The 15,500-nt window shown below is 69.4% G+C and carries 14 protein-coding genes; 6 read left to right on the forward strand and 8 right to left on the reverse strand.

What is annotated here, in order from left to right:
- Positions 1 to 12 precede the first annotated feature (12 nt).
- Positions 13 to 798, reverse strand: coding sequence for an alpha/beta fold hydrolase (locus tag L3Q67_RS10040; protein ID WP_499189257.1), 786 nt, complete (start codon positions 796 to 798; stop codon positions 13 to 15).
- A 155-nt stretch (positions 799 to 953) separates the two neighbouring features.
- Here L3Q67_RS10040 and L3Q67_RS10045 point away from each other — a divergent pair, with 155 nt between their 5' ends.
- Positions 954 to 1,829 (forward strand): VanZ family protein, encoded by an 876-nt coding sequence (locus L3Q67_RS10045; protein WP_499189258.1) that lies wholly within the window; start codon positions 954 to 956, stop codon positions 1,827 to 1,829.
- On the opposite strand, the gene L3Q67_RS10050 is transcribed toward L3Q67_RS10045, so the two are convergent.
- Complete coding sequence (locus L3Q67_RS10050) at positions 1,817 to 2,191, reverse strand: VOC family protein (RefSeq protein WP_499189259.1); 375 nt, start codon at positions 2,189 to 2,191, stop codon at positions 1,817 to 1,819. The genes L3Q67_RS10045 and L3Q67_RS10050 overlap by 13 nt on opposite strands.
- Before the next feature lie 43 nt (positions 2,192 to 2,234).
- Here L3Q67_RS10050 and mug point away from each other — a divergent pair, with 43 nt between their 5' ends.
- From mug to L3Q67_RS10070, 4 genes are all read left to right on the forward strand, one after another.
- Positions 2,235 to 2,795 carry a G/U mismatch-specific DNA glycosylase gene (gene mug, locus L3Q67_RS10055; protein WP_499189260.1) on the forward strand — a complete coding sequence of 187 codons (561 nt, stop codon included), beginning with the start codon at positions 2,235 to 2,237 and terminating at the stop codon, positions 2,793 to 2,795.
- A gap of 256 nt (positions 2,796 to 3,051) precedes the next feature.
- On the forward strand, positions 3,052 to 3,837 hold the full coding sequence (locus tag L3Q67_RS10060) for a transcriptional regulator (protein WP_499189261.1): 786 nt from the start codon (positions 3,052 to 3,054) through the stop codon (positions 3,835 to 3,837).
- Positions 3,838 to 3,994: 157 nt separating this feature from the next.
- A complete protein-coding gene (locus L3Q67_RS10065) occupies positions 3,995 to 5,839 on the forward strand; it encodes an acyl-CoA dehydrogenase (protein WP_499189262.1) in 1,845 nt (614 codons plus the stop codon).
- A gap of 114 nt (positions 5,840 to 5,953) precedes the next feature.
- Positions 5,954 to 6,229, forward strand: coding sequence for a GlsB/YeaQ/YmgE family stress response membrane protein (locus tag L3Q67_RS10070; RefSeq protein WP_499189263.1), 276 nt, complete (start codon positions 5,954 to 5,956; stop codon positions 6,227 to 6,229).
- Positions 6,230 to 6,292: 63 nt separating this feature from the next.
- Here L3Q67_RS10070 and L3Q67_RS10075 read toward each other — a convergent pair whose 3' ends face one another.
- Entirely contained in the window at positions 6,293 to 6,667 is a 375-nt protein-coding gene (locus L3Q67_RS10075; RefSeq protein WP_499189264.1) for a hypothetical protein, read from the reverse strand.
- A gap of 89 nt (positions 6,668 to 6,756) precedes the next feature.
- On the opposite strand from L3Q67_RS10075, the gene L3Q67_RS10080 reads away from it, so the two are divergent.
- Positions 6,757 to 7,401 (forward strand): leucine-rich repeat domain-containing protein, encoded by a 645-nt coding sequence (locus L3Q67_RS10080; protein ID WP_499189265.1) that lies wholly within the window; start codon positions 6,757 to 6,759, stop codon positions 7,399 to 7,401.
- Between the two features lie 1,052 nt (positions 7,402 to 8,453).
- Here L3Q67_RS10080 and L3Q67_RS10085 read toward each other — a convergent pair.
- Genes L3Q67_RS10085 through L3Q67_RS10105 form a run of 5 tightly spaced genes read right to left on the reverse strand, consistent with a single transcriptional unit; the run spans position 8,454 to position 15,434 of the window.
- The gene (locus L3Q67_RS10085) at positions 8,454 to 10,370 is read right to left on the reverse strand and encodes a VanW family protein (protein ID WP_499189266.1); all 1,917 of its coding nucleotides are present in this window, start codon (positions 10,368 to 10,370) and stop codon (positions 8,454 to 8,456) included.
- Positions 10,371 to 10,406: 36 nt separating this feature from the next.
- Positions 10,407 to 10,700, reverse strand: coding sequence for a GroES family chaperonin (locus L3Q67_RS10090; RefSeq protein WP_113698006.1), 294 nt, complete (start codon positions 10,698 to 10,700; stop codon positions 10,407 to 10,409).
- Positions 10,701 to 10,760: 60 nt separating this feature from the next.
- Positions 10,761 to 12,527: an NHL domain-containing thioredoxin family protein gene (locus L3Q67_RS10095; protein ID WP_499191485.1), complete on the reverse strand. Its 1,767-nt coding sequence runs from the start codon at positions 12,525 to 12,527 to the stop codon at positions 10,761 to 10,763.
- A 57-nt stretch (positions 12,528 to 12,584) separates the two neighbouring features.
- Positions 12,585 to 13,055, reverse strand: coding sequence for an SRPBCC family protein (locus tag L3Q67_RS10100; protein WP_499189267.1), 471 nt, complete (start codon positions 13,053 to 13,055; stop codon positions 12,585 to 12,587).
- Between the two features lie 18 nt (positions 13,056 to 13,073).
- The gene (locus L3Q67_RS10105) at positions 13,074 to 15,434 is read right to left on the reverse strand and encodes a translocation/assembly module TamB domain-containing protein (RefSeq protein WP_499189268.1); all 2,361 of its coding nucleotides are present in this window, start codon (positions 15,432 to 15,434) and stop codon (positions 13,074 to 13,076) included.
- Positions 15,435 to 15,500: the final 66 nt, after the last annotated feature.

The following is a 15,500-nucleotide window of genomic DNA, read 5'->3' on the forward strand; positions in this document are numbered from 1 at the left end:
GGAGAAAGGCGGCTAGTGGGTTAATTCGCTGCCGGACAACAGCACGTGCGCGACCAGTTCCGGATCGTCACTCATCGGCACGTGCCCGCAGCCGGGCAGGCGCACGAGTTCAGCCCGCGGGCAGATCCGGCGGAGTTCGGCGGCACGCGGCGGGAAGACGATGCGGTCGTACTGGCCCCACGCGATGGTCACCGGTAGGTCGGCCACCTGGCCGTCGAACCGGATGTCGCGACCGGCCGCGATCGCCGGGGCGAATCCGGGCGCGCCGGCGAAGGCCCGCATGTCGTCCAGCACCACCTCGGCCGCCAGGCGCGCCGGTTTCGCGACGATCAGCCCGACCATGGCGCGCCGCCCGGCCGGTGTGGCCGCGAGCCGGCGCGCGATCCCGGCGGGCATGCGCTGCGCGGCGTGGCGATGCGCGCGAAGTACCCGCAACGCGTGCAGTTGCTGTCGCCGCGTCCAGAGTCCCGCCGGCGAGAGCGCGGTGACGCTGCGGACCAGGCCGCGCTGACCGAGGCCCAGCGCGAACAGCCCGCCCATCGAGTTGCCCGCCACGTGCGGCCGGTCGAGGCCGAGCCCGTCGAAGAACTCCGCCATCGCCTCGATGCCGTTCTCCAGCGTGAACGGCTTGTCCGACATCGGCGACTCACCGAAGCCCGGCACGTCCACCGAGATCACCTCGCGGTGCGGCGCGAGCAGCGGCACCACCGGTGCCCATGCCTGGCGCCGGTGCCCGACCCCGTGGATCAGCACCAGCGGTTCCCCGGACCCCGTCCGGTCGAAGGCCACCTTGCCCATTACCCGACGGTAACAGCTGGAACTTACCGACGGTAGGTTCCGCCGCCCCGGCCACCCGGCCGGTCCCACCTCGGCCATTCGGCCGACCGGCCGCCGGACCGGGCAGCTTTTCGACCGAAGCGGCCGGGACCTGCGAATTCCTAACGTTCTGGGGTATGACGCACGCACAGGCCACCGCCCTCCAGTACGGACTGCTCGCGTTCCTCGCGGTCTGGGGCACGCTGGTCATCCCGCAGGCGATCGTGCAGTACGCCCGGCACGGCCGGATCCGGCCGAAGGGGCTGCTGGCCAGTGCGGTGCTCACCCTCTACGCCTGCCTCGCGCTGGCCGTGGTGCTGCTGCCGCTCCCCGGACCGGGCACCGCGCGCCTGAGCCAGACGGTGCAGCTGGTCCCGTTCCAGTGGGTCGCCGACATCGGCACCGAGATGGGCGAGCACGGCCTGGCGGGCTGGCAGGCGCTGGGCACGCTGGCCTTCCAGCAGCTGGCGATGAACGTGGTGCTGCTGGTGCCGCTCGGCGTGGTCGCCGGGCTGGCGTGGCGACAGGGCTTCGCGCGGACCGCCGCGATCGGCTTCGGCGTCTCGCTGGCGATCGAGTTCACCCAGGGCACCGCGAACTTCGGCACCGCGCCGTTCGTCTACCGGATCTTCGACGTGGACGACCTGTTCGCGAACACCATCGGGGCCGCGCTGGGCTGGGTGCTCGCGGCGCTCTACCTCGCGCTGCGTGCGGGTGCGGCCTCAGCCGTCGAAGCGCCGGTCGCTCATCGAGGTGGCCAGGCGAGCGGGCGCCAGGGGGTCCACCTCACCGAGCCGCGCCAGCCTCGCCCGGCGCTGGGCGGCGTGGCGGCGAGCCGCTCGCTTGTCCTCACGCAACACCACGAACGCCGCGGCCGCGAAGACCGCCAGCACCAGGGTCACGACCAGGACAAGCTCCACCACGCCACCTCCACACGCCGCTGTGCGTCAGATCACACAGGGTACGCATTTCGTGGTGATTTGGCCAACAACCCGAATTATCAGTGGTCCTGACGCGGCAGGACGCAAAATTCGTTGCCCTCCGGGTCGGTCAACACGATCCACGGGTGGTCGGGCGCCTCGTCGAGCAGCGAGGCGCCCAGCCCGATGAGCCGGTCCACCTCCGCGCGCTGGTCCCGCTCGACCGGGCCGAGGTCGAGGTGCAGCCGGTTCTTCACCACCTTGCCCTCGCCGACCGGCTGGAAGAGCAGGCGCAGCCCGTCCGGCTGGGCCGGATCCCCGATGGTCAGGTATTCGAGGCCGTGGGAGTCCTTCCAGCGCTCGATCTCGCGGTAGTCCAGCGCCGCGCACCAGAACTCGGCGAGCCGGTCGGAATCGTCGCAGTCGATGGTCAGAGCCAGCACTTTGGTCGACATCACACCAACGTATCCAGCCGGGCCGGTGTGCACACTTGTTGCCGTGCGACCCACCCCCGAGCAACTCGCCGCGGCCCACGGCGGCGAGATCGACGACGTCATCGCCCCCGGGCTGAAGGTGCTCTTCTGCGGCATCAACCCCGGCCTCTACTCCGGCGCGGTGGGCCTGCACTTCGCCAGACCGGGGAACCGGTTCTGGCCGGCGCTGCACGCGAGCGGGTTCACCCCGCGGCGGTTCCGCCCCGACGAGCAGCACGACCTGCTCGACCTGAGCCTCGGCATCACCAACCTGGCCGCGCGCACCACGGCCAGGGCGGATGAGCTGGCCAAGGAAGAACTGCACCAGGGCGGGCTGATCCTCACCGAAAAACTGGCCCGCTACCGGCCACGCTGGCTCGCGGTGGTGGGGATCACCGCCTATCGGACGGCGTTCCGGCAGCCGAAAGCAACCGTGGGCGAGCAGGCCGAAACCATCGCCGGAACGAAGGTCTGGGTGTTACCCAATCCCAGCGGTTTGAACGCACACTGGACGCCCGCGGCGCTCGGCGAGGAGTTCCGGCGACTCCGCGTAGCGAGCGAGGAGGACGTAACCCACCCTCAGTAGACCCGGTCACCAGCCCTCGCGCGGGTCTCGCACCGTCGTGGGACAGGTCACCCGGGTAACTTACTGACAGTCGATTCCGCAAACACGGATGCGGCCATGAGGGGGATCTGGCGTCACGAGGTCTCCGGCGGCAACTCACACAACCAGGAGGAACATCGTCGGCCGGTCCCGGCAGGGGGGACCGGCGTGTGGTGGTGCGCGGCCGGGGGGCCGGGCAGCACCCCGGCGGCGATGCGCGCACGAAGATGGAGATCGCATGACCCGCAGCACCGACCCCGGCCGGGCACATCCCCCGGGGGCATCGGCCCCGCCGATACCCCCGGTCACCGGCGGTCGCGGCTTCACCGTCGCGGCGGTGGAGGCGGTCCCGATCTTCCGGGACGGGCTGTCCGCGCTGATCCAGCGGTCCCACGGGATGACCTGGGTCGGCCACGCCGCCAACCACCACACCGCGCTGCAGCTGTGCGAGCAGCTCAAACCGGAGATGATCCTGCTCGACTCCGGGCTGGACCCGAACTGCCACCTGACCCGACTGCTCACCGCGGCCGAGCACCCGCCGATCGTGGTCGTGCTGATCCGCGAAGCCACCCGCACCTCGCGCTACCTCACCTCGGCCATCGGCGCCGGCGCCCGTGCCGCGGTGCCCCGGTCCGCCGAGCCGCGACGGGTGGTCGAGGCCATGCGCCGCGCCCACATGGAGACCCGGTACCTCGACCCGGCGCTGGCGACCCTGGCCGTCCGGCCGAAGCGGCAGCCCGCGGCGGACGGGCGCCCGGCGACCGGCCCGCGCGCGCAGATGCCGCTGTCCCGCCGGGAGTACCAGGTGCTGCAGCTCATCGCGGAGGGCATGGAGAACTCGGCGATCGCGAAGGTGCTCTACCTCTCGGTGGAGACCGTGCGCACGCACGTGAAGTCCATCCTGCGCAAGCTCGCGGCCAGGGACCGCACGCACGCGGTGACCACCGCGTTCCGCTCCGGCATCCTGATCACCCACCCGGACGATTGCGCCCAGCTCCCGGAAAGTGCCGAACCACAGAAGTGATCGGGATCACATCCATTGGTGAGGATCGTCGATCACATCTGGACGGATTCACTTGCCGTGAGTTACCGAGGGGTAATATCCTGAAGTTACCGGCCAGTAGGGCAGTAGACGGCTACGGCGTGCCCACCGGAAACCCCGAGCGACACGGAGCGACGAAATGGGCCACTACAAGAGCAACGTACGAGACCTCGAGTTCAACCTGTTCGAGGTGCTCGGCGTGCAGGAACGCCTCGGCAAGGGCGTGCTCGCCGAATCCGACGAGGAGACCGCCCGCGGGGTGCTGAGCGAGCTGAACAAGCTCGCCGTCGGCCCGCTGGCCGAGTCCTTCGCCGACGCGGACCGCAACCCGCCGGTGTACGACCCCAAGACCTTCTCGGTGAAGCTGCCCGAGTCGTTCAAGAAGAGCTACGAGCGGCTGTACGAGGGTGAGTGGTGGCGCCTCGGCCTCACCAATGACCTCGGCGGCTTCGGCCTGCCCCCGACCGTGCAGTGGGCGGCCTCGGAGCTGATCCTCGGCGCGAACCCGCCGCTGTTCATGTACCTGGCGGGCCCGAACTTCGCGATGATCGTGAACAAGAACGGGACCGACGAGCAGAAGCGCTGGGCGCAGCTGATGATCGACAAGGCCTGGGGCGCCACCATGGTGCTCACCGAGCCGGACGCCGGTTCGGACGTGGGCGCCGGGCGCACCAAGGCGGTGCTGCAGGAGGACGGTTCCTGGCACCTCGACGGCGTGAAGCGGTTCATCACCTCGGCCGAGCAGGACCTGACCGAGAACATCATGCACCTGGTGCTGGCGCGGCCAGAGGGTCCCGGCATCGAGACCAAGCCGGGCACCAAGGGCCTGTCCCTGTTCCTGGTGCCGAAGTTCCACTTCGACAGCGAGACCGGTGAGCTGGGCGAGCGCAACGGCGCCTACGTCACCGGCGTCGAGCACAAGATGGGCATCAAGGCGTCCACCACCTGCGAGCTGACCTTCGGCCAGCACGGCGTGCCCGCCAAGGGCTGGCTGCTGGGCGAGGTGCACGATGGCATCGCGCAGATGTTCCAGGTCATCGAGTACGCCCGGATGATGGTCGGCACCAAGGCCATCGCCACGCTGTCCACCGGCTACCTGAACGCGCTGGAGTTCGCCAAGGAGCGGGTGCAGGGCGCCGACCTGCCGAACATGCTGGACAAGACCGCGCCGCGGGTGACCATCACGAACCACCCGGACGTCCGCCGGTCGCTGATGCTGCAGAAGGCCTACGCCGAGGGCCTGCGCGCGGTGTACCTCTACACCGCGACCTACCAGGACCTGCTCTGGACCGGTGAAGGCAGCGAGGACGAGCTGAAGCTGGCCGAGCGGGTGAACGACCTGCTGCTGCCGATCGTCAAGGGTGTCGGGTCCGAGCGGGCCACCGAGCAGCTGGTGCAGTCGCTGCAGACGCTCGGCGGTTCGGGCTTCCTGCAGGACTACCCGATCGAGCAGTACATCCGCGACGCGAAGATCGACTCGCTGTACGAGGGCACCACGGCCATCCAGTCGCTGGACTTCTTCTTCCGCAAGATCGTCCGCGACAAGGGCCAGGCGCTGGGGCACATCGCGAACGAGATCACCAAGTTCATCGACGCCGAGAGCGGCAACGGCCGGCTCAAGAACGAGCGCGCGCTGCTCAAGCAGGCCCTCGAGGACACGCAGGGCATGCTGGGCGCGATGATCGGGCAGCTGACCTCGTCGCAGGAGGACCCGAAGAACATCAACAAGGTGGGCCAGCACACGGTGCGCCTGCTGATGTCGGCGGGCGACCTGCTGGTCGGCTGGCAGCTGCTGCGGGCCGCCGAGGTGGCCATCGCCAAGCTGGACGCGGGTGCTTCGGCCAAGGACACCCCGTTCTACGAGGGCAAGATCGCGGTGGCGTCGTTCTTCGCCAAGACCGTGCTGCCGGAGCTGACCTCGCGCCGCGCCATCGTCGAGGCGGCGGACAACGACCTGATGGACGTGCCGGAAGCCGCGTTCTGATCCTGGTCTCCACCAGGGAGGGGCCGGGCGGGGTTCACCCGCTCGGCCCCTTCGGGGTTTGGCCGTTTTCGTCGGAGGTACCCCGACGTCAAGACGGTGTAAGGGAGACGGCTAATGGAAATCGCAGGCATCATCAGCGCGATCGTCGTAGGGCTGATCATCGGCATCCTCGGCCGCTTGGTCGCCCCGGGCAAGCAGGGCATCCCGATCTGGCTGACCCTGCTCGTCGGTGTTATCGCCGCGTTCATCGGCACCGCGATCGCGCGGGGGGTGGGTTACGCGGACACCAAGGGCTTCGACTGGCTCGAACTGCTGACGCAGGTGATCGTCGCGGCTATCGGCGTTTCGATCGCCGCGGGGCTCTACGGTCGGCGTCGCGTCACGCACTAGTGCTTGTTTGTTCGATGTTCCGATGGGCGGCGCCTTGGTGCGCCGCCCATCGTCATGTCTGACCTAGTCGCGGAACGACGCGCAAGCCACCGCGACGTACGCGGGCTTCGGCGCACGCCAGGTGACCTGCGCCCAGCGGTTGTCCTTCACCTGGAGGTTCTTGCCGCCGACGCAGGAGTACTCCCCACCGACCACCGGCTTGCCGCATGGTTCGTCGGGGTTGGTCGGCAGGTTCAAGCAGGTGGTGTAGCTGTCGCAGGAGAGCGTGGCCAGCAACTGCCCGCTCAACTGCGGCTCGGCGCGGACGTTGAGCTTGCACTCGTTGGTCACCGTCGCGTGCACCAGCGCGGGCCCCTCCCCGGCACTGGCGGCGGGGGCGCCCGCGATCGACATCCCCACCACCGCGACCACCGGCAGTACCTTGGCGAACTTGGACACCCGACCTCCTTGTTTGCTGTATGTCCTGACCCACAGTAGCCATGCGCGCGCGAAGGGCAATTACTCGATAGGGCGGTACGGTGGCGCCCGTGGAACTGGACTTCTACCGGCACGAACTGACCGAAGTACCGGACTCCGTGTGGTCGGCCGCGGACCTGCGGGTGCTGAACCTGGCGGACAACAAGCTGACGTCAGTGCCCTCGCGGATCGGCACGCTGACGTCGCTGCACACGCTGGACCTGGGGCACAACCAGCTGACTTCGGTGCCGGATTCGCTGGGTTCGCTGCCTTCTTTGACGGAGTACCTGTATCTGAGCGACAACCAGCTGACGGCCTTGCCGGATTCGCTCTGCCAATTGAGTGGCTTGCGCTATCTGGGGGCCACCGACAATCTTTTGGTCTCCCTTCCCGTTGATATCGGTTCGATGCGTTCCCTGCGGGAACTACGCTTGTACTACAACCGATTGACTTCCCTGCCGGAGTCGATTGGTTCTCTGGGTTCTTTGCGAGAACTGTATTTGCGGGGAAATCGCCTGAGCGCTCTGCCGTCTACTCTCGGCTCGCTGACGGACCTGCGACACCTGGACTTGCGGGAGAATGCTTTGACTTCGCTGCCGGAGTCGCTGCTGGACTTGCCCAAGCTGGGGAAGCTGGATCTGCGGTGGAACAAGCAACTGGAGTTGCCGGGGTGGTTGCCACAGTTGGAAGCACAAGACTGCGTCGTCCTACTCTGACCCTCCGTCCACAGGCACCTCCTTGTCCACAGGCCCCATCTCAAGCACCCCCATCCGTGGAGTGAGGGCTATAGACTGGCGATAGGGGCCGCCCCGGGGAGGGTGGGGGGCTGCCTGTCGGTGGGTCGATGACGCACCTTCATGCGTTCTCCCGTGGGCGATGGCTAGTCGTTCGGCGAGCGTGGGTGCCTAAATGCAGACTTCGACTGCCTGAGTGCGGAACTCGATGGCCGGAACGTGGAACTCAGCTGCCCGAGCGCGGGACTCGGGTGCCTGAACGTGGAATTCGACTGCCTGAGTGCAGGATTCGAGTGCCCGAGCGCGGGACTCGGTGCCTGAACGTGGGAGTCAGGTGCCTGAACGTGGGACTCGGCTGCCTGAATGTAGGACTCGAGTGCGTGAACGTGGGACTCAGCCCACGGGCGTGGAACTCGGCTGCCGGAACGTGGAGTTGGCTGCACGGGCGTGGCGTTCGAGTGTTCGGGCGTGGAGTTCAGTGGGACTGGCTGCACCGGGCGGAACTCGAAGGCCCGAACGTGAGACTCAGCCGCCCATCGCGGGCTCGGTTGTCTGGCTTTGGTCTTTGATCGCTCGGTGTCGATTCCGGCTGGCCAAACCCGGGGTTCTCCCGCGCGAGTGTGTGGGACTCCGGCGTTCGAACGTGGAACTCGGCTCCCCCAATGCAGCACTCGGGTGCCTGAACGTGGGACTCAGCTACCTGAGTGTGGAGTTCGGCCGTCTGAACGTGGAAGTCAGGTGCCTGAGTGTGGAGTTCGGGTGCTCGAGTGTGGGACTCAGGTGCCTGGGTGTGGGACTCGGGCGCCGGAACGCGGGACTCGAGTGCCCGGGCGTGGGACTCGAGTCCACGAACGCGGGGTTCGGGTTTCTGAACGTGGGACTCGGGTGCCTGAGTGTGGGACTTGAGTTCGTGAGCGCAGGACTCGGGTGCCGGAATGTGGAAGTCGGCTGCGCGGACGTGGGGTTCGGGTGATCGAGTGCGGGGTTCGGGTGCCTGGGGGGTGGGACTTGGGTGCACGGACGTGGGCTTGGGGTTAGGGGCGGGGGGTGGAGGGGGCTGGGGGTTGGGATTTGGGGCAGGTGGTTTGGGGGCGGGGGGCGTAGGTGGTTACTCGTGGTTCTCGGGCTAGTTCGGCGCCGGTGTTCGGGTCGTAGAAGATGCGGGTGTCGGTGACGGTGAAGCCGGGGACGCCGCGGATGGGTTTGCACCGGCGTCCTGAGCCGCGTTCTTCCGGTGGGGCGATGACGTTCGACTGCGGGCCGGTTTCGCCTTCCACCCGGAATCGCTTGGTGCCCCAGATCTTCACGGTCACGGAGTTCGCGCTGGTCAGCGTCTGGATGGCCACCCCGGTCGGGGCGTCGTTGGTGAAGCGCAGGTCGACCGCGGAACCGTCGTCCTCCAGTGACTTGGCGTCCCGCCCGGCGGGGAAGCGCGCCAGGTGGAAGCTGTGCGAGCTGTGCTCGGCGTCGGCCAGTCCGGCGAAGTAGACGGCGTTGTACAGGGTGGACGTGAACTGGTTGATCCCACCGCCGTAGACCTCCGCGCCGGTGCCGTCCTCGTGCACCGGCGCTTTGATGTAGCCCTGCGAGGCGGTGGTCGGGCCCGCGTAGCCGTTGAGGCTGAACGTGTCGCCCGGCCGCACGATCGCCCCGGCGACCTTGCCCGCGAGGGTCTTCACGTTGCGCGCCACGTCCCCCGAGAACCCCTCGCTGGTGTACTCGCCGATGACCTCCTTGATGCCCATCGCGTTCGCCGCGTCCGTGGGCACGGCGGGCGGGACGGGTTCGTAGGTCACCTGCAGCTCGTGCGCGTCCGGGCGCTTCACCACGTCCAGCAGCGGCGCGAACGTCGGGGCCCACGCCACCTTCCGGCCGTCCTCGGACGGCTGCACCGACGGTGACGCGTCGGTGAACACGATCTTCGCGTCCTTCGGCTGCCGTTCGGTGTCCTCCAGCTGCGGCTGCGCGAGCAGTTGCAGGCTGCCCTGGTCGATCCGCACGTCGAGGGAGCCGGCGTCGTTCGGCGTGAACTGCATCGCGGCGGCGATCGCGTCCGGCTTGAGCACCGCCTCGCCCCCGTCGCCGCGCAGGTAGGTCGGCTGCGCGACGGCGGGCTTCACGATCTGCTCCAGCGTCGCCCGGACACCCTCGCTGGTCGCCTTGGGCAGGCCCACCTGCACCGGCAGCTCCACCTGACCCCCGCTGATCCAGCTTTCCTTGATCAGCTCGGCGGCGCGCCGGACGTCGGTCATCTCCTGCCGCTGCCGGGGCTCCACCACGATCGGCGTCACCCCGCCGTCGCTGCTCTGGATCGACTCGAAGCGGATGCCGCCCTCGGTCATGGCGTGGTTGAGCCGGTCGGCGGCGAAGGTGGCCAGTGCCTGCTTGAGCTCGTCCGGATCGCTGGAGGTGACCACGCCGACCTCGCGGGTGGTGAAGAACGAGGCGATCCGGGTGAACGGGTCCAGCGGCTGCATGCCCGCCTTGGACACCGTCTCCGCCCAGTCGATGTCGAACCCGGAGGTGGTCGGGTCGAGCTCGGCCGTCACGTCCCCGGCGCGCACCGGCACCGGCTTGGTCAACCGCGGTTCCAGCTCCTGGCGCAGCAGCGCCTCGGCCGCACCGCGCTCCATCCCGCCGACGGGCACGCCGACCACGGTCACCCCGCGCGGCACGGTGCCCGAGCTGAAGTACAGGTCGGCGGCGTAGAGCACGAGGAACAACGCGAGGAAGGCGCCGATGCCGACGAACAGGCGGCCGATGGCGAACCGGCGGCGGGTGGACTCGCTGCGCGGGCGCTCCAGCACCACCGGTTTGTCCAGCAGGGAGTCGGCCAGCCCCTCGTCGTGCTGCCGGGGGGCCGGGGGTTCGACCTCGACCAAGTCGGCGTCGAACTCCGGCCAGAAGTGGTCCGGGACCGTCGCCGTCGGACGGTCGAGCTCTTCTCGCACTTGCCACCTCCCGAGCGGTCGGGTGGCGGCGAGCGCCTACAAGTACAGCCCGGTGCCGTGCTCCGTGCGCTCGCTCGCCATGGCGTGAATGTCGCGCTCGCGCATCACCAGATACCCCTCGCCCTGGATCTCCACCTCGAGTTGGTCATCCGGGTTGAACAGGACTCGGTCGCCGACCTTCACGTTGCGCACATTGTTGCCAACACCGAGTACATCACCCCAGGCGAGCCGCCGCGCGACTTGAGCCGTCGCCGGGATGACGATGCCGCCGCTGCTGCGGCGCTCACCGTCCTCACCGGACAGCTTGGCCAGCACCCGGTCGTGCAGCATTTGGATTTCGAGCTTGGCCGCGGATTGTTCGGACACGACCCGAATGCTACGCCGCGAAATTCACTCCGCCGGGGTACCCGCCATCATCAGCTCCAGCGCCCGGTCGCCGCCGGGTTCCAGCCGCACCGGCACGCCCCAGTCCTGCCGCGTGACCCGGCAGACCGGGTGCTCGGTCGCGCTGTCGCAACTGGCCGCCTGCGCGACCACCTGGAGCACGCCCTCGGTGATGCCGTCGGCGAGGCGGATGCGGCGGACCAGGTCGGTGCCCACGCCCGCGCCCTCGGCCAGCAGCTCCGGCGGGGACGCGCTGATCTCCAGGCGGGTCGACGGGCCGTAGCGGTCGTCGAGCTTCTCGCCGGGCGGCGGGGTGAAGACCACGCTGAACTCCAGCTCACCGGGGGAAAGCACGGACGGCGGCCGTCGCACGGCGTGCGCGTCACCCTCGACGCTCTCGACCCCGTCGGCGGCGATCGCGGTGATCCGGTGCCCGGAGGACTCGACGACCAGCAGTTCGTCGCCGCGCACCAGCAGCCCGGACGGCTCGGCGAGGCCGATGGCCACAGTGGACACCCGCGCGGTCCGCGGGTCGTAGCGGCGGACGGCACCGTTGTAGGTGTCGGCGATCGCTATCGAACCGTCCGGCAGGGCGGCGAGGCCGAGCGGGTGCTGCAGCAGCGCCTCGGCGGCTTCGCCGTCGCGGTGGCCGAAGGAGAACAGGTCCACGCCGACCGCGGTGTGGACAGTGGACGACTCGTCGATCCAGCGCAGGGCCGAGGTCTCGGCGTCGGCGAGCCACAGCTTGCCCGGCGTGACGGCGAATCCCGAGGTCTGCGCGAAAAAGGCCTCGCTCGCCTCGCCGTCGCGCAGGCCTTCGACGGTGGTCCCGGCGAAGCGGCGGATGGTGCCCTCGACCGGGTCGAAGGCGGAAAGCGTGTGGTTGCCCGCCATCGCGACGATGACCGAGCCGGCGGGCTCCCACCAGATGACGTCCCACGGGCTGGTGAGGTCGACCTTGAGCGCGTCGCCGCCGGAGTCGCCGTCGCGCCACTGCTCACCGGTGCCCGCGACGACGGTGACCTCGCCGGTGTCCAGGTTCAACCCCTGGAGCTGGTGGGCGGCGGTGTCGGCGACCACCGCGTGGTACCCGGCCCGCTCGGCGACCTCGGGCGGCAGCAGGGCGAGGCCGGACGGCTCGGTGAACGGCTCGCCGCGCCGGCCCGTGCCGAAGCGGCGGACCAGGCGGTCACCGTCCAGTTCGGCGATGGAGTGGTTGCCGGTGTCGGCGACCAGAAGATGTCCGTTCGCAGTGGACACCGCCTTGCTGGGGAAGCGCAGCAGGCTCTCGGCCTCGTCGAGCGGCACGTACGGACCGCCGCCGCGGCGCAGCGTGCCCTCGTGCTTCACCACCAGCTCGGCGATCACCCGGCGCAACGCCTCGGCATGCCCCTCACCGGCGGCGACGTGCACGACGTAGCCCTCGGGATCGACGACCACCAGCGTCGGCCACGCGCGCACGGCGTACTGCGACCAGGTGGTGAGCTCGGGGTCGTTGAGCACCGGGTGGTGCACCTCGTAGCGGCGCACCGCGGCCTCGATCGCGGCCGCCTCACCCTCGTGCAGGAACTTCGGCGAGTGGACCCCGATGGTCACCAGCACGTCGGCGAACTCGGCCTCCAGCGGGCGCAGCTCGTCCAGGACGTGCAGGCAGTTGATGCAGCCGGAGGTCCAGAAGTCGAGCAGGGTGATCTTGCCGCGCAGGTCGGCGAGGCGCAGGCGCTCACCGCCGGTGTTGATCCACTCGCGGCCGGCCAGCTCAGGTGCCCGCACCCGGGCCTGACGATTGCTCACCCCCCACAGCTAACACGAGCCACCGACAATTCCCAGTCAGTGGGAGGCTTCCGCGCGGGTTTTGAGGCGGCGCAGGGTGGCTTCGATGTTGCGCTGGTTCTGCTCGTCCCGCTGGAAGACGCCGGTGACCGCGGAGGTGGGCAGCTTCAGCCAGCCGGGTCGGCGCTCCCACGTGCTTTCGGTCACCACGCAGCCGGTCTCGGTGGCGGTGATGTCGTACTGCCACCGCGAGACCGGGAGCCCCGCCACCGAGGTGACCTCGAAGGCGAACCGGCGGCCCGCCCAGGCGTCGGTGATCTCCGAGGTGGTGCTCCACCGGCGGAACCCGCGCCGGTTGCTGCCCTTGAACCGGGCGCCGACGACCGCCTTGTCGGCGCCGTCGAGCCACCGGTGCCCGGAGTACTCCTCGGCCAGTTCCGCCAGCACGCCCAGATCGCTGACCAGCTCGTACACCCGCTGCGGACTGGCGTTGACCTCGATCCGCCCCTTCGCGTTCGGTTCAGCCATGTATCGCAAGATACAAGGTCAGCCCCGGCGCAGTGTCCTGGTGACGCCCGCGGCCACCGTGGTCGCCAGCGTCCAGCCCATCGCGGTGAACCCGACCGCCACCCACTTGTCGGCGCCCTCCATGAACCAGCGGCTCTTGTTGCCGAAGTCGACGATCGGCACCAGCAGGTCGACGGTGTAGAGCACCGGGCTCCACTCCAGGCCCTTGTCGTCGCTGTTCACCGCGCACCGGCCGCCGCTCTGCGCGTAGTTCTGGGTGTCGGTCAGGCACGGGTGGTCGGTCTGCCCGGTGGCGAACCAGATGCTGCCGGAGATCAGCAGCAACAGCAGCCAGCCGACCGCGCGGCCGGGCCGGTAGCCGTAGCCGACCATCGAGCGCTGCAGCCAGCTCCACAACCGGACCAGCGGCCCGAGGAAGCGGTAGCCGTCGGCCAGCGACTCGTACCGGAACTGCTGCTTCTTGAACAGCACGGTCGAGGCGTGCTCCTCGTTACCGCTGGTCCGCAGCATCTCGGCGAGCTGGTCGTACGGGCCGGGCCGGTAGCCGCCCATCGCCCGGCGCAGCAGGCGGATGCGCTGCTCGACCGCGGCGTCGTCCTTGATGCCGATCGGCACCTTCATCGAGTCGTAGCGGAAGTCCTCCAGGTCGAGCCCGCCGGTGGCCTCCCACAGCTCGGGGTTGTCGTTGAGCGTGACGCAGTGCGCCCCGGCCAGCACCACCTGACCGCGGGGCGCGATGTCGGGGACCAGCGCGAACTCGTCGGCGGTGACCGAGCCGACGTCGAGCGCGATGCCGTCGCGGTCGCTGGACTGGAGCACCGCGCCGGTCAGGTCGATCCGGCGGGCGACCACCGCGCCGTCCAGGTTGACCCCGCCCTCGGCGTGGAACCGGCGCTCGCGGTTGGCGGTGAACACCAGGTCACGGCCGATGCGACCGGCCCGCACGTCCACCGAGAAGCTGGTGTTCGGCCGGACCGCGGGCTTGACCACCTCGGTGCCGTAGAGGTCGATGCTGCCGCCGACCTCGATGCCCTGCAACCGGAGCGTGCCTTCCACGGTCGCGTCGGTGATGTGCAGGTTCCCGGCGATCTTGGCGCGACGGGCGGAGAAGACGTCGCGCTCGTGGTGGTGCAGGGTGGCGTTCCAGGCGAGCACGTTGCCGCCGACGGTCACGTCCGACAGGCGGCACTGGCCCATCGGCACGTTCAGGCTGGTCGCCTCGATGTCGCCGTTGATCTCGGTGCCGTCGATGTGCAGCGCGCGGTCGTAGAACGGCTCGACGTACCCGCGGGCGACGGAGATCTCGGCGTGCGCGAGCCGCAGGGTGCCGCCGATGTGCGCGTTGACCATGCGGATGGTGCCGGTGGCGCGGAAGTCGTCGCTGAGCTCCACGTTGCCGTCGACGCGCAGCCGGTCGGCGCTGATCGCCGGGCGCGGGTCGAGGTAGGGGTCGCGGGACTTCCACTGGTCCACCACGATCGGGCCGTGCTGGCTGGTGTGCAGCCGGGCGCCGCGCAGCACGATGTCACTGTCCACCTTGGCGCTGGGCAGGTAGATGATGCCGTTGGCGGAGAAGCGCTTGCGGGCCTTCGGCGGGCCGTAGGTGTCGACCTCGCAGAGCAGGCTGCCGCCGATGTGCAGGCCGTTGCCGTTGAGCGCGAAGCCGTCCGGGTTGTGCAGGGTGGCGCCGGAGAAGTTGACGTTACCGCCGGTCTTCAGGCCGGGGACGCGGATCTCGCCGTCGGCTTCGAGGCGGTAGGCGAGCAGCGCGCCGGTGATCTCCAGCCGGTCGGCCTGGATGGCCTTGCCGCGGGCGTGCCTGATGCGGGTCCGGGTGAGCACCACGGAACCCTCGATGGCGGCGTCGGTCAGGTTGATCGCCGCGTCGGGGCGGCCGCGCTCGCGGTCGTCACCGCGCTGGACCGCGGTCTCGCTGTGCCCCTTGACCGTGTGCTCGACCTCCACCTCGCAGCGGATCAGCCGGACGTCGTTGCGGCTGCGCATGTTGCGGGCCTTGAGCCCGGGCAGCCAGCAGCGGCGGAACACCAGTCCGAGCAGGGTCGCCTCGCGCACGTCCGGCGCTTCCTCGAACCGGCAGCGCTCGAAGCGGAAGAGGTACTCCAGATCGAGCGCGCGCAGGTCGAAGCGGCCGGTGATGTAGGCGTCCTCGACCTGCACCAACGGCGCGTTGGTCGACTGCTTGCGCAACCGGAGCAGGCCGCCCGCCTCCGGCACGATCAACGGCTTGATCAGGTCCTCGGCGCGGATCTCGAAGCGCTTGTCGGGATCGGGCTGGAAGGGGTCGAAGGCGTCGGGCGGTTCGGGCGGATCACCCGGCTCCTGCTCGTCACGGGTCCCGCCTCGCCGGAACACCACCACCCGCGCTCCCCCTCCTCATGAACACACCCATGCTAGGAGTGGGGCATTACCAGCGCCCTCCCGTCG

Origin of the sequence: Saccharothrix sp. AJ9571, from assembly GCF_021725495.1 — a bacterium.
In the GTDB taxonomy this organism is placed as follows: Bacteria; Actinomycetota; Actinomycetes; order Mycobacteriales; family Pseudonocardiaceae; genus Amycolatopsis; species Amycolatopsis magusensis.